We start from the raw sequence: 13,264 nt of genomic DNA on the forward strand, positions 1-13,264 counted from the left end.
CAGCGGCGCAACGATCCGCGGCCACATGCAAAAGGACTGAGCAATGAGCGAGTCACGTCTGGCGAATCCGACGTTGTACCTGCAGCACCTGGGGTTCGACGCTCCACCGGCACCGACCCTGGAAACCCTGCGGCAGTTGCAGTTGCGCCACACCGGCGTCTTTCCCTTCGAGAACCTGTCGACGATCACTGGCGCGCCGGTGCTGATCGATCTGGCGTCGGTCGAACAAAAGGTTCTCCACGGTGGCCGGGGTGGTTACTGCTACGAATTGAACAATCTGTTTCTGGCGTTGCTGCAGGAGTTGGGCTTCGAGGCCCGTGGCATCTCCGGGCGCGTGGTGCTGGCGCAACCCGAGGGCACCTGGACGGCCCGCACGCATCGCTTGAGCCTGGTAATCATCGATGGCGAGCGCTACATCACCGACGTCGGCTTTGGCGGTATGGTGCCGACCGCGCCGCTGCTGCTCGATACCGAGGCTGAGCAGGCGACGCCGCACGAGTCCTATCGCATCGAGAAACAGGCCGATGGCTACATGCTGCGCGCCAATGTCGCGGGGGAGTGGCGCGCGATGTACCTGTTTGATCTGCAACGCCAGGAAGACATCGATTACACCCTCGGCAACTGGTACGTCTCGACCCATCCCGAATCACCGTTTGCTCAGCGGTTGATGGTTGCGCGCACCGGCGATGGCTGGCGCCGGACCCTGAATAACGGCAGTTTCGCGATTCATCATATGGGCGCCGACAGCGAGCGGCGCGAGGTGGCGGATGTCGATGAGTTGATCGAGGTGCTGGAGCAGGAGTTCGGCTTGCGTCTGCCTGACCAGCCGCATGTGCGTCAGTCGCTGGCGCGGATGCTTGTACCAGCCTGATCTCAGGGCTTGGCTTCCGGTTCCAGTACCCGGCGGATTTCCCCGACCGCCGCCGACAGCTTTTTTTCCAGACTCTTGAGGTCGGCGGCGGTGATGCCTTTCTTGAATTGCCCGGAGTGGGGCGGCTCGGCTTCCTGCTTTTTGCTGCCAGCCTCCAGCAGGGCATGGCGCAGGGTGTTGTTGATCACCGTCTGATAACCGAAGCCTTCGTTTTCCGCCACGCTGCGGGCGGCTTCGATGACCGCGTCATCAAGCATGATGGTGATGCGGGTCTTGCCCTTGGCGGGCGCCAAGGCACCGCGCTTGCCGTGCGAGAAATCGTATTCGTCTTTCATTGATCAAGCCTCCAGAAAATATGCGCGACGTTCGCTCGGTGTGGCGACACGTGCAGAAATGATTCGTACGACGTTGGCTTCGCGATAACTGTACGCAACCACCAGCAAGCGCCCTTTGCCGTCGAGGCCGAGGGTGATCCAGCGCTGTTCGTCATGGTCGTTGTCCTCGATCGTCAGCGCGCGTTCGTCATGAAAGACCGGCTCGGTCTCGGCAAGGCTGACGCCCCTGTGCTTGAGTTTGTTGGCTGCGTTCTTGCTTTTGTCGTACTGAATTTCGAATGACTTCATTATGCATACTTTATATGTATAAAAAAGAGCGCCGGTGCACCGCTGGTCGCCATGAATAATTCAGCCTAGTGCGATAAGAACCGGAGGCAGGAAGGGATGTGTTGCCGGATTTGTGGGAGATGGAGGTGGCGAGATAGAAGCTTGGGTGGCTACCTATCCATTATGTGACTGACAAGTTGTATACAACTCTATGGACATTTGTCCCGAGTATTGAATACAGTGTGCGCATAACAAAAACCAGGGAACCCCCCACATGAAAACGCCCCATGTTTCACACCAACGGCCCGAGGACGAAAATCTCGGGGTCGGCGCGAATATGGCTTACGGCCTGCAACATGTTCTGACCATGTACGGCGGTATCGTTGCGGTGCCACTGATCATCGGCCAGGCGGCCGGGCTGTCGCCGGCGGACATTGGTTTGTTGATTGCTGCTTCATTGTTTGCGGGGGGGCTGGCGACACTGCTGCAAACCCTGGGTCTACCGTTTTTTGGCTGTCAGTTGCCGCTGGTGCAGGGCGTGTCGTTCTCCGGTGTGGCGACCATGGTCGCGATCGTCAGCAGTGGCGGGGAGGGCGGCTTCCAGTCGGTGCTGGGGGCGGTGATTGCCGCATCGTTGATCGGCTTGCTGATTACTCCGGTGTTCTCGCGAATCACCAAGTTTTTCCCTCCACTGGTCACCGGCATCGTGATCACCACCATCGGCCTGACGCTGATGCCGGTGGCCGCGCGCTGGGCCATGGGTGGCAATAGCCACGCGCCGGACTTCGGCAGCATGCAGAACATCGGTCTGGCGGCGGTGACGCTGGTGCTGGTGTTGCTGCTGAGCAAAGTCGGCAGCTCGACCATCTCGCGTCTGTCGATCCTGTTGGCCATGGTGATCGGCACGGTGCTGGCGGTATTTCTCGGCATGGCGGATTTCTCCGGTGTCACCCAAGGGCCGATGTTCGGCTTCCCGACGCCGTTCCACTTCGGCATGCCGACCTTCCACTTCGCCGCGATCCTGTCGATGTGCATCGTGGTCATGGTGACCCTGGTGGAAACCTCGGCGGACATTCTGGCGGTCGGTGAGATCATCGGCACCAAAGTCGATTCCAAACGTCTTGGCAACGGTTTGCGCGCGGACATGCTGTCGAGCATGTTTGCGCCGATCTTCGGTTCGTTCACCCAGAGCGCCTTCGCGCAGAACGTCGGGCTGGTGGCGGTGACCGGGATCAAGAGCCGTTATGTGGTGGCTACCGGGGGCATCTTCCTGGTGATTCTCGGGCTGCTACCGTTCATGGGCCGGGTGATCGCTGCAGTGCCGACTTCGGTGCTGGGCGGCGCCGGTATCGTGCTGTTCGGTACGGTGGCGGCGAGCGGGATTCGCACACTGTCGAAGGTTGATTACCGCAACAACGTCAACCTGATCATCGTCGCCACCTCGATCGGCTTCGGCATGATCCCGATTGCCGCGCCGAACTTCTACGATCATTTCCCGAGCTGGTTCGCGACCATTTTCCACTCGGGCATCAGCTCGTCGGCGATCATGGCGATTGTGCTGAATCTGACCTTCAACCACTTTACCGCCGGCAACTCTGACCAACAGTCGGTGTTTGCCGCCGCAGAAGAGCGCACCCTGCGTTATCGCGACCTGGCGGCGCTGCGTGAAGGCGATTACTTCAGCGACGGCAAGCTGCACGATTGCGATGGCAAGGAAGTGCCGGTGATCGAGCCTGATGAACACGATCATGGGCATGGTGCGCCGAAGACCCAGATGAAGAGCAGCGAGCATGTTTGAGCGCTGAATGGATGAAAGAGGCCGATCTGTTGTGAGACAGATCGGCCTTTTTGGTTTGAAGAGCAAAAGATCGCAGCCTGCGGCAGCTCCTACAGGGGATCGGAGCTGCAGCAGGTTGCGATCTTTTGACTTTTCGAGCGCCCACAAAAAAGCCCCTGAATCTTGCGATTCAGGGGCTTTGCTATTTGGCTCCACAACCTGGACTCGAACCAGGGACCCAATGATTAACAGTCATTTGCTCTACCAACTGAGCTATTGCGGAATTGGTGCGTATGTTACTGATTCAAAAAGAGAAGTCAAGCGTCGGGTGTAAATTTTGTGCGTTCGGCAGGACGGACGGTGTTTTGTCAGCGATTGGCGGTTACCAGAACCGCCTCACAGGTCTACCATGGTTGCCCGGAAGTGGTGACACGCGCTGCCGGCCATTCGCCGAAAAGGTACGCGCCATGACTCGAACCGTTATTGTTTCCCTTTCACGCGAGGTGCTCGTATGAGCGTCACGCAAATCAGTCTGCCCAAGGGCGTTGGCCCTCACGCCGAGAAACTCTTCGACGCGATCACCCAGGCCAGCACCGCTGAAGAGCTGAACCGTGCTGGCGGCAAGGCCGAAGGGTTCGTGCTCGGTCTGGAAAGCACCAAGGCGATCAAAAGCCAGATCGCCGAATCGCTCTACGTCGCGTATGACGATGCGGCCAGTCAACGGGCGACGGAACTGGCCTAACCGCCGAAGGTGATCGTACCGAGCATCAGCTTGGCGTAAGCGGCGGTGGCGGCCAGTTGCACCAGCCACAGGGCCAGGCCGCCGAGGAAGACGCCCGCTGCGACTTGCAGCACCAGGCTTTTTTCGCGTTTGGCCGGGGTGCGGGGGATGAAGTCATCCAGGTCGTCTCGGTCAGCGCGCAGGTTGTCGTTTTTCATTTGGGTTCTCACAAAATTCCTGGATGTACGAAACCTGTGGGAGCGAGCCTGCTCGCGAATGCTGTCAGCCACCAACAATGGCGACTGACCCACCGCATTCGCGAGCGGGCTCGCTCCCACAATTCAGATTTGTGTGCAGTTTAGAGGGAATGTTGGATTCCTTCGGACAAATAAAAAACGGGAAGCCCCAAGGCTTCCCGTTTTTCATTGCCAGGCGAAATCAGATGACCTGAACGATCGCATCCGTGACCGCTTTGATGTTGCTCTGGTTCAGTGCCGCGACGCAGATGCGGCCGGTGTCCAGGGCGTAGATGCCGAACTCGTTACGCAGACGGTGCACCTGTTCGGTGGTCAGGCCGGAGTAGGAGAACATGCCGCGCTGACGGCCGACGAAGCTGAAGTCACGCTGCGGGGCTTTTTCCGCCAGCAGAGCAACCATCTGCTCGCGCATGCCGCGAATGCGCAGGCGCATTTCTGCCAGTTCGGCTTCCCACTGGGCGCGCAGTTCCGGGCTGTTCAACACAGCGGCGACGATGCTTGCACCGTGGGTCGGCGGGTTGGAGTAGTTGGTGCGGATCACACGCTTGACCTGCGACAGCACGCGCGCGCTTTCTTCTTTCGATTCGCTGACGATCGACAATGCACCAACGCGCTCGCCGTACAGCGAGAACGACTTGGAGAACGAGCTCGAAACGAAGAAGGTCAGGCCCGATTCAGCGAACAGGCGCACAGCCGCGGCGTCTTCGTCGATGCCGTCGCCGAAACCCTGGTAAGCCATGTCGAGGAACGGTACGTGACCTTTGGCCTTGACCACGTCCAGCACGTTTTTCCAGTCGGCCGGGGTCAGATCGACGCCGGTCGGGTTGTGGCAGCAGGCGTGCAGCACAACGATCGAGCCGTTCGGCAGGGCGTTGAGGTCGTCGAGCATGCCGGCACGGTTCACGTCGTGGGTGGCAGCGTCGTAGTAACGGTAGTTCTGCACCGGGAAGCCAGCGGTTTCGAACAGCGCGCGGTGGTTTTCCCAGCTCGGGTCGCTGATCGCCACGACGGCGTTCGGCAGCAGTTGCTTGAGGAAGTCGGCACCGATTTTCAGCGCGCCGGTACCGCCGACCGCCTGAGTGGTGACGATGCGACCGGCAGCGATCAGCGGCGAGTCGTTACCGAACAGCAGCTTTTGCACCGCCTGGTCGTAGGCCGCGATGCCGTCGATCGGCAGGTAGCCACGGGAAGCGTGCTGCGCAGCGCGAATGGTTTCGGCTTCGATCACCGCGCGCAGCAGGGGAATTCGCCCCTCTTCGTTGCAGTAAACACCTACACCCAGGTTGACCTTGGTGGTTCGGGTATCGGCGTTGAATGCTTCGTTGAGGCCCAGGATTGGATCGCGGGGTGCCATTTCGACAGCGGAGAACAGGCTCATTATTACGGCGGCTCTGAATGGAGAGTGGAGGGACGTGTCGCGCTCCAGCCGAATGCACTAGAGCGGTGCACAAACGGGGAGCTAGTATAGAGGCCATCACTGAGCAATGGCGACAGGCGATTCAGCTTTTCAGGCAAGTTTTTCCGATTATTTCTTGACCGTTAGTCGATTGACTCTGTCAGAGACTTTACCGGATGTAGGACGTTTGCCTTGAAAGGCGAGGCAATCGGCTCCACATTGAGCACAATCTTCGTTTTTCCTTGGGCGACAACGGTCGTTTGCGGTCATCCCCGCGGCTCGGCTGTTTTCTGCGCGAGCCGCGATCCCAGAGGTGTGTATGTCCGAATTCCAGCTAGTCACCCGCTTCGAGCCTGCCGGCGATCAGCCAGAAGCGATCCGCCAATTGGTCGAGGGCATCGAAGCCGGGCTGGCGCACCAGACGCTGCTCGGTGTGACCGGCTCGGGCAAGACCTTCAGCATCGCCAACGTCATCTCGCAGGTACAACGCCCGACGCTGGTGCTGGCGCCGAACAAGACCCTCGCCGCGCAATTGTATGGCGAGTTCAAGGCGTTCTTCCCGAACAACGCGGTCGAGTATTTCGTTTCCTACTACGACTACTACCAGCCCGAAGCCTATGTGCCGTCGTCCGACACCTTCATCGAGAAGGACGCGTCGATCAACGACCACATTGAGCAGATGCGTCTGTCCGCGACCAAGGCGTTGCTCGAGCGCAAGGACGCGATCATCGTTACCACGGTGTCGTGCATCTACGGTCTCGGTAGCCCGGAAACCTATCTGAAGATGGTGCTGCACGTCGATCGCGGCGACAAACTCGATCAGCGTGCTTTGCTGCGGCGTCTGGCCGACCTGCAGTACACCCGCAACGACATGGATTTTGCCCGCGCGACTTTCCGCGTGCGCGGCGACGTGATTGACATCTATCCGGCGGAGTCCGATCTGGAAGCGATCCGCATCGAGCTGTTCGACGATGAGGTCGAGAGCATCTCCGCGTTCGACCCGCTCACCGGCGAAGTCATCCGCAAGATGCCGCGCTTCACCTTCTACCCGAAGAGTCACTACGTGACGCCGCGCGAGACCCTGCTCGACGCCATCGAACACATCAAAGTCGAATTGCAGGAACGCCTCGAATACCTGCGCAGCAACAACAAACTGGTTGAGGCGCAGCGACTCGAACAGCGCACCCGTTTCGACCTGGAAATGATCCTCGAACTGGGTTACTGCAACGGCATCGAAAACTACTCGCGCTACCTGTCCGGACGTCCGGCCGGTGCTGCGCCGCCGACGCTGTATGACTATCTGCCGGCCGACGCCTTGCTGGTGATCGACGAGTCTCACGTCAGCGTGCCGCAAGTCGGCGCGATGTATAAGGGTGACCGTTCGCGTAAAGAAACCCTGGTGGAATACGGCTTCCGCTTGCCGTCGGCACTGGACAACCGGCCCATGCGCTTTGACGAGTGGGAAGGGGTCAGCCCGCAGACGATTTTTGTCTCGGCAACGCCGGGCAACTACGAGGCCGAGCATGCCGGGCGCGTGGTCGAACAAGTGGTGCGTCCGACCGGTCTGGTCGACCCGCAAGTCGAGGTGCGTCCGGCGCTGACTCAGGTCGACGATTTGCTCTCGGAAATCACCAAGCGCGTGGCGGTCGAGGAGCGGGTGCTGGTCACCACGCTGACCAAACGCATGGCCGAAGACCTCACCGATTACCTCGCCGACCACGGCGTGCGCGTGCGTTACTTGCACTCCGACATCGACACCGTCGAGCGGGTCGAGATCATCCGCGACCTGCGTCTGGGCACCTTCGATGTGCTGGTGGGGATCAACCTGCTGCGTGAAGGTCTGGACATGCCGGAAGTGTCGCTGGTGGCGATTCTCGATGCGGACAAGGAGGGCTTCTTGCGTTCCGAGCGCTCGCTGATCCAGACCATCGGCCGGGCCGCGCGGAACCTAAATGGCCGGGCGATTCTCTACGCCGACCGCATCACTGGCTCGATGGAACGGGCGATTGGCGAGACCGAGCGTCGTCGCGACAAGCAGATCGCCTTCAACCTGGAAAACGGCATCACCCCGAAGGGTGTGTTCAAGGACGTCGCCGACATCATGGAAGGCGCCACCGTGCCCGGCTCGCGCAGCAAGAAGCGCAAGGGCATGGCCAAGGCTGCCGAAGAAAACGCCAAGTACGAAGCCGAACTGCGCTCGCCGAGCGAAATCACCAAACGTATTCGCGCATTGGAAGAGAAGATGTACCAGTTGGCGCGGGATCTGGAGTTCGAAGCGGCGGCGCAGATGCGCGATGAGATTGCCAAACTGCGTGAGCGGCTTTTGGCGGTTTGATCTTCATCGTCTGACCGGGCCTCTTCGCGAGCAGGCTCGCTCCCACATTGGATCTGTGTCGTTCACAAATCCCCTGTGGGAGCGAGCCTGCTCGCGAATGGCGGCAACGCGATCTTAATGAGACTCCCCAGCCTTCAGCCCTTGCGGCAATTTTCTGGTCAGCAAAATCGCCAGCATGCTGATCCCCAGCGCAATCCCGACAAAGTGAAACGCGTCGTTGTAGGCCATGATCAGCGCCTGCTGATGCACGATCTCACTCAACTTGCCGAGCGCCGCCGTGTCACTGCCAAACCGGTCTGTCATCGACGCCAACCGCTCGGCCACTTGCGGATTGGTCGGCACAACGGCTTCACGCAAATAATCGAAGTAGGTTTTGGTGCGTGCATCCAATAGCGTGGCGAGCAGGGCGATGCCGATCGCGCCGCCGAGGTTGCGCAGGATGTTGAACAGGCTCGATGCCGATCCCGCGTCCTGCGGCAGGATGTACGCGGTGGCGATCAGCGAAATGGTGACCATGATCAGCGGCTGACCCAGCGCGCGGATGATCTGGATCTGATTGAACTGCGGCCCGGCGAAATCCGGGTTGAGCACCCCCGACGAAAAACTCGCCAGCCCGAACAACCCGAAGCCCAGGGTGCACAGCCACTTCGGCGAAACGAACTTCATCAGCTTCGGCACCAGCGGAATCAGGAACAGCTGCGGCACGCCCATCCACATGATCACTTCGCCGATCTGCAGGGCGTTGTAATTCTGGATCTGCGCCAGGTACAGCGGCAGCAGATAGATCGAGCCGTATAAACCGACGCCCATGCCGAGGCTGGAAATGCTCGACAAACCGAAGTTGCGATTGCGCAGGATGCCGAGGTTAATCAGCGGATTGGGTTTGGAGATCTGCACGATGACGAAGGTGATCAGGCTCAGCAGGGCAATGCTGCCCAGGGTCACGATCAGGTTCGATTCCAGCCAGTCCTTGCGGTGGCCTTCTTCGAGAAAGACTTGCAGGCAGCCGAGGCCGACACCCAGCGTGAGAATTCCGGTGTAGTCGGTGCTTTTCAGCAGTTCCCAGTGCGCTTCCTTCTTCTCCAGCCCGTACATCAGCCCGGCGATCATGATCAGCCCCGGAGGAATGTTGATGTAGAAGATGTATTCCCAGCCCCAGTTTTCCGTGAGCCAGCCGCCAAGGGTTGGGCCGATGGAGGGGGCGAAGGTCGCGGTCATGGCGAACATCGCCATGCCTTTGGCGCGGTGGTGTTCGGGGAGTTTGATCAGGGTCAGGGTGAACGCCAGCGGGATCAGCGCGCCGCCGGTGAAGCCCTGCATGGCGCGAAAGACGATCATGCTTTCGAGGCTCCAGGCCATCGAACACAGCAAGGACGAAATCAGAAAACCCAGCGACACCCACACCGCCAGGCGTCGCGCCGAGAGCAACTGCACCAGCCACGCGGTCAGCGGAATCATGATGATTTCCGCGACCAGATACGAGGTGGAAATCCACGAGCCTTCTTCCAGCGTCGCCGACAGCGCGCCCTGAATGTCCTTGAGCGAAGAATTGGTGATCTGGATGTCGAGCACCGCCATGAAGGCGCCGAGCATCACGCTCATCACCGCGATCCAGTCCCGCCGGGTCGGTTCGCCGACCGGGCGGATCAGCGAATCACCGGCCATTGTCTGGGGCGTCTTTGATGTTCACGGTGGCGGTGACCGACATGCCCGGGCGGATCTTGCCGTGCAGCGGGTTGTCGGCCTTGAAGGTGAGTTTTACCGGAATCCTTTGCACGACTTTGGTGAAGTTGCCGGTGGCGTTGTCCGGCGGCAACAGGCTGAACTGCGCACCGGAGGCGGCGAACAGGCTGTCGACCCGCGCTTCGATCGGCGTATCGCTGTAGGCATCGAAGGTCAGCTCGGCTTTCTGTCCGGGCTGCATGTGGCCGATCTGGGTTTCCTTGAAGTTGGCCTGTACCCAGATGTCTTCGTCCGGGACGATCGACAGCAGATAGGCGCCGGCCTGCACCACCTGGCCATTGCGTGCGGCGCGCTGGCCGACCATGCCGCTGATCGGCGCGTGGATTTCGCTGCGGGTCAGGTTGAGCTCGGCTTGCGCCAGATCGGCGCGGGCGTTGGCAATCTGTGCGTCGAGGCGTTTGATCTCGGCCGTCAGTGCATTGACTTGCTGGCGCTGGCTCTGCGCATCGGCCTGGGCCTTGGCCACTTGCGAGCGGGCAATGTGCGCGTCAGCAGAGAGGGTGGTCACCCGTTCTTCGGAAACGTAACCGGGTTTGCGCAAGGTTTCGGCTCGCGACAAATCCATCTGCGAACGGCCAAGGGTGGCTTGGGTGGTCGCCACTTGCGCGTCGCTGGCGGCGATCAGGCTCGATTGCTGCGTCAATTTGCTCTGTGCCTGCAAACGCTCGGCTTCGCGGGTGGCGAGGGCGGCATTGGCGCGATCCACGGCGAGGCGGAAATCATTGGGTTCGAGGCGCACCAGCAACTGGCCTTTTTCCACGTGCTGGTTGTCCTGCACCAGCACTTCGTCGATGCGCGCGCTCAACTGGCTGGAGACGCGGGTGATCTCGCCCTGGACATAGGCGTTATCGGTGCTTTCATAAAAGCGCCCCTTGAAAAACCAATGGGCGAAGAAGCCCCCGGCAATCAACAGCACCAGGAGCAGGAAAATAAACAGGCGACGCTTGAGTTGGGCAGGCATGAGGCAAACTGTAGTCGAGGAATTGTAAGGAAAGTTATCTGCGGCTGAATCTGGCATACCGCCGATAAACGGTAAATGCCAATGGCTGATATTCGGGCCGTCACCACGGTCTATGGGCGTTACAGACGCAAACTTGGCTTAAATGCCCTGCCCGCTGGAGCGGGGCGGGTGTCGCCTGTTACCATTCGCCGCTTGATTGTTTTGCTTTTCATTCTTTTCGAGACATGCCATGACCACCGTCCGCACTCGCATCGCGCCATCGCCTACCGGGGACCCCCACGTAGGTACCGCTTACATCGCATTGTTCAACTACTGCTTTGCCAAGCAGCATGGCGGTGAGTTCATCCTGCGCATCGAAGACACCGACCAGTTGCGTTCGACCCGCGAGTCCGAACAGCAGATCTTCGACGCCCTGCGCTGGCTGGGGATCGACTGGAGCGAAGGCCCGGACGTTGGCGGCCCGCACGGCCCGTACCGGCAGAGCGAGCGTGGCGATATCTATCAGAAGTATTGCCAGCAACTGGTCGACATGGGCCATGCGTTCCCATGCTTCTGCACCGCAGAAGAACTGGACCAGATGCGCGCCGAACAAATGGCGCGCGGCGAAACCCCGCGTTACGACGGCCGCGCGCTGCTGCTGTCGAAGGAAGAAGTCGCGGCCCGTCTGGCCGCCGGCGAACCGCACGTGATCCGCATGAAAGTGCCGACCGAAGGCGTCTGCGTGGTGCCGGACATGCTGCGTGGCGATGTCGAGATCCCGTGGGATCGCATGGACATGCAAGTGCTGATGAAGACCGACGGCTTGCCGACGTACTTCCTCGCCAACGTGGTCGACGACCACCTGATGGGCATCACCCACGTGCTGCGCGGCGAAGAGTGGCTGCCATCGGCGCCGAAACTGATTTTGCTTTACGAATATTTCGGCTGGGAACAACCGGAGCTGTGCTACATGCCGCTGCTGCGTAACCCGGACAAGAGCAAGCTGTCCAAGCGCAAGAACCCGACCTCGGTGACCTTCTACGAGCGTATGGGCTTCATGCCGGAGGCGATGCTCAACTACCTCGGTCGCATGGGCTGGTCGATGCCCGACGAGCGCGAGAAGTTCTCGCTGCAGGAAATGGTCGACAACTTCGACCTCAAGCGTGTGTCCCTCGGCGGGCCGATCTTCGACATCGAGAAACTGTCGTGGCTCAACGGCCAGTGGCTGCGTGACCTGCCGGTGGAAGAGTTCGCCGCACGCGTGCAGAAGTGGGCGTTCAATTCCGAGTACATGATGAAGATCGCACCGCTGGTTCAGGGGCGCGTGGAAACCTTCAGCCAGGTTGCACCGCTGGGCGGCTTCTTCTTTGCCGGTGGCGTGAACCCGGATGCCAAGCTGTTCGAATCGAAAAAGCTTTCCGGTGATCAGGTGCGTCAGCTGATGCAGTTGATACTGTGGAAGCTGGAAAGCCTGCGTCAGTGGGAGAAGGACAGCATCACCGCGACGATTCAGGCGGTGGTCGAATCCCTCGAGCTGAAGCTGCGCGATGCGATGCCGCTGATGTTTGCCGCGATTACCGGGCAGGCCAGTTCGGTATCGGTGCTCGATGCGATGGAAATCCTCGGACCGGATCTGACTCGTTTCCGTCTGCGCCAGGCGATTGACCTGCTGGGTGGCGTGTCGAAGAAAGAAAACAAAGAGTGGGAAAAGCTGCTGGGCGCGATTGCTTAAGCACGTCTGACTCTGCGGTTACCACCGAAGGCCGGGATCGTTTGATTCCGGCCTTCGGCGTTTTTCCCCCGGATTTTCTGGGGGAGGGCGGTAAGTGATTGTTATGCCGACAAAAAACTTTGAAATTTTTCAAAAATAAGTTTGACAGGCTTTCGATACGCCCTTAAGATTCGCCCCGTCCTCAGCGATGACATCAACGATGAGGGGCTATAGCTCAGCTGGGAGAGCGCTTGCATGGCATGCAAGAGGTCGACGGTTCGATCCCGTCTAGCTCCACCAATTTACACTTCGAAGCCTGGCCACACCGGCTCCGAAGCGATCAACACTCAGCGTTGGTCAGTTGTATAGAAGGGTTTGCGTCCCCTTCGTCTAGTGGCCTAGGACACCGCCCTTTCACGGCGGTAACAGGGGTTCGAGTCCCCTAGGGGACGCCAGTTTTACAGAAGCGATGTTGCAAGATGTCGCTCCGCCGCGAGGCGAAAAATCCGGGGCTATAGCTCAGCTGGGAGAGCGCCTGCATGGCATGCAGGAGGTCAGCGGTTCGATCCCGCTTAGCTCCACCAATTTTACAGTTCAAGGTTTGGCCACACCGACCTTGAATCAGATCAGATCTCAGCACTGATCAGCTGTATAGAAGGGTTTGTGTCCCCTTCGTCTAGTGGCCTAGGACACCGCCCTTTCACGGCGGTAACAGGGGTTCGAGTCCCCTAGGGGACGCCACGATTACCCGCTCTGCGGGATTTATAAGGGTCATTCAATTATTGAATGGCCCTTTTGTTTGTCTGGCGTTTGGCCAACTCTCCTTTTTCCTTACACTGTGCTTCAGACCAGCGGTCATATCCTCGACTTGCGGAATATTATTATGCGAATAATATTCTAGTCGTAATATT

At 59.6% G+C, this 13,264-nt stretch carries 11 protein-coding genes and 5 tRNA genes; 9 read left to right on the top strand and 7 right to left on the bottom strand.

Annotated elements, in window-relative coordinates; genetic code table 11:
* Window positions 1–43: 43 nt before the first annotated feature.
* Window positions 44–871, top strand: a complete 828-nt coding sequence (locus H043_RS0108630; RefSeq protein ID WP_027611516.1) for an arylamine N-acetyltransferase — start codon at window positions 44–46, stop codon at window positions 869–871.
* A 2-nt stretch (window positions 872–873) separates the two neighbouring features.
* Here the strand turns inward: H043_RS0108630 and H043_RS0108635 are convergent, their stop codons facing one another.
* Both H043_RS0108635 and H043_RS0108640 read right to left on the bottom strand, forming a co-directional pair.
* Window positions 874–1,206 (bottom strand): BrnA antitoxin family protein, encoded by a 333-nt coding sequence (locus H043_RS0108635; protein WP_027611517.1) that lies wholly within the window; start codon window positions 1,204–1,206, stop codon window positions 874–876.
* Window positions 1,207–1,209: 3 nt separating this feature from the next.
* Window positions 1,210–1,494, bottom strand: coding sequence for a BrnT family toxin (locus H043_RS0108640; protein ID WP_027611518.1), 285 nt, complete (start codon window positions 1,492–1,494; stop codon window positions 1,210–1,212).
* Window positions 1,495–1,747: 253 nt separating this feature from the next.
* Between H043_RS0108640 and H043_RS0108645 the strand changes: the two genes are divergently transcribed.
* Window positions 1,748–3,271 carry a nucleobase:cation symporter-2 family protein gene (locus tag H043_RS0108645; RefSeq protein WP_027611519.1) on the top strand — a complete coding sequence of 508 codons (1,524 nt, stop codon included), beginning with the start codon at window positions 1,748–1,750 and terminating at the stop codon, window positions 3,269–3,271.
* Window positions 3,272–3,457: 186 nt separating this feature from the next.
* On the opposite strand, the gene H043_RS0108650 is transcribed toward H043_RS0108645, so the two are convergent.
* Window positions 3,458–3,533 (bottom strand) — tRNA-Asn (locus H043_RS0108650).
* A 228-nt stretch (window positions 3,534–3,761) separates the two neighbouring features.
* Between H043_RS0108650 and H043_RS0108655 the strand changes: the two genes are divergently transcribed.
* Window positions 3,762–3,992, top strand: a complete 231-nt coding sequence (locus H043_RS0108655; RefSeq protein ID WP_003226459.1) for a hypothetical protein — start codon at window positions 3,762–3,764, stop codon at window positions 3,990–3,992.
* Here H043_RS0108655 and H043_RS0108660 read toward each other — a convergent pair.
* Both H043_RS0108660 and H043_RS0108665 read right to left on the bottom strand, forming a co-directional pair.
* On the bottom strand, window positions 3,989–4,189 hold the full coding sequence (locus tag H043_RS0108660; protein WP_027611520.1) for a hypothetical protein: 201 nt from the start codon (window positions 4,187–4,189) through the stop codon (window positions 3,989–3,991). The genes H043_RS0108655 and H043_RS0108660 overlap by 4 nt on opposite strands.
* 220 nt (window positions 4,190–4,409) lie before the next feature.
* Window positions 4,410–5,606 carry an amino acid aminotransferase gene (locus H043_RS0108665; RefSeq protein ID WP_027611521.1) on the bottom strand — a complete coding sequence of 399 codons (1,197 nt, stop codon included), beginning with the start codon at window positions 5,604–5,606 and terminating at the stop codon, window positions 4,410–4,412.
* A 337-nt stretch (window positions 5,607–5,943) separates the two neighbouring features.
* On the opposite strand from H043_RS0108665, the gene uvrB reads away from it, so the two are divergent.
* On the top strand, window positions 5,944–7,959 hold the full coding sequence (uvrB, locus tag H043_RS0108670; protein ID WP_007969222.1) for an excinuclease ABC subunit UvrB: 2,016 nt from the start codon (window positions 5,944–5,946) through the stop codon (window positions 7,957–7,959).
* A 114-nt stretch (window positions 7,960–8,073) separates the two neighbouring features.
* Here the strand turns inward: uvrB and H043_RS0108675 are convergent, their stop codons facing one another.
* Window positions 8,074–9,564 carry an MDR family MFS transporter gene (locus H043_RS0108675; protein WP_177325616.1) on the bottom strand — a complete coding sequence of 497 codons (1,491 nt, stop codon included), beginning with the start codon at window positions 9,562–9,564 and terminating at the stop codon, window positions 8,074–8,076.
* Between the two features lie 49 nt (window positions 9,565–9,613).
* Window positions 9,614–10,663, bottom strand: a complete 1,050-nt coding sequence (locus H043_RS0108680) for an HlyD family secretion protein (protein ID WP_027611523.1) — start codon at window positions 10,661–10,663, stop codon at window positions 9,614–9,616.
* Between the two features lie 229 nt (window positions 10,664–10,892).
* On the opposite strand from H043_RS0108680, the gene gltX reads away from it, so the two are divergent.
* The 5 genes from gltX (at window position 10,893) to H043_RS0108705 (ending at window position 13,094) form a co-directional block, all read left to right on the top strand.
* Window positions 10,893–12,374 carry a glutamate--tRNA ligase gene (gltX, locus tag H043_RS0108685; protein ID WP_003226448.1) on the top strand — a complete coding sequence of 494 codons (1,482 nt, stop codon included), beginning with the start codon at window positions 10,893–10,895 and terminating at the stop codon, window positions 12,372–12,374.
* Window positions 12,375–12,577: 203 nt separating this feature from the next.
* Window positions 12,578–12,653: transfer RNA gene (locus H043_RS0108690), tRNA-Ala, on the top strand.
* Window positions 12,654–12,732: 79 nt separating this feature from the next.
* Window positions 12,733–12,808: transfer RNA gene (locus tag H043_RS0108695), tRNA-Glu, on the top strand.
* Between the two features lie 53 nt (window positions 12,809–12,861).
* Window positions 12,862–12,937: transfer RNA gene (locus tag H043_RS0108700), tRNA-Ala, on the top strand.
* Window positions 12,938–13,018: 81 nt separating this feature from the next.
* Window positions 13,019–13,094, top strand: a tRNA-Glu gene (locus H043_RS0108705).
* Window positions 13,095–13,264 lie beyond the last annotated feature (170 nt).

This window comes from Pseudomonas sp. URIL14HWK12:I6, assembly GCF_000514195.1.
GTDB lineage: Bacteria > Pseudomonadota > Gammaproteobacteria > Pseudomonadales > Pseudomonadaceae > Aquipseudomonas > Aquipseudomonas putida_A.

Coding starts and splice junctions, on each gene's coding strand:
- H043_RS0108635 (WP_027611517.1), bottom strand. CDS start 1,206: ATGAAAGACGAATACGATTTCTCGCACGGCAAGCGCGGTGCCTTGGCG.
- gltX (WP_003226448.1), top strand. CDS start 10,893: ATGACCACCGTCCGCACTCGCATCGCGCCATCGCCTACCGGGGACCCC.
- H043_RS0108680 (WP_027611523.1), bottom strand. CDS start 10,663: ATGCCTGCCCAACTCAAGCGTCGCCTGTTTATTTTCCTGCTCCTGGTG.
- H043_RS0108640 (WP_027611518.1), bottom strand. CDS start 1,494: ATGAAGTCATTCGAAATTCAGTACGACAAAAGCAAGAACGCAGCCAAC.
- H043_RS0108655 (WP_003226459.1), top strand. CDS start 3,762: ATGAGCGTCACGCAAATCAGTCTGCCCAAGGGCGTTGGCCCTCACGCC.
- H043_RS0108630 (WP_027611516.1), top strand. CDS start 44: ATGAGCGAGTCACGTCTGGCGAATCCGACGTTGTACCTGCAGCACCTG.
- H043_RS0108665 (WP_027611521.1), bottom strand. CDS start 5,606: ATGAGCCTGTTCTCCGCTGTCGAAATGGCACCCCGCGATCCAATCCTG.
- H043_RS0108660 (WP_027611520.1), bottom strand. CDS start 4,189: ATGAAAAACGACAACCTGCGCGCTGACCGAGACGACCTGGATGACTTC.
- uvrB (WP_007969222.1), top strand. CDS start 5,944: ATGTCCGAATTCCAGCTAGTCACCCGCTTCGAGCCTGCCGGCGATCAG.
- H043_RS0108645 (WP_027611519.1), top strand. CDS start 1,748: ATGAAAACGCCCCATGTTTCACACCAACGGCCCGAGGACGAAAATCTC.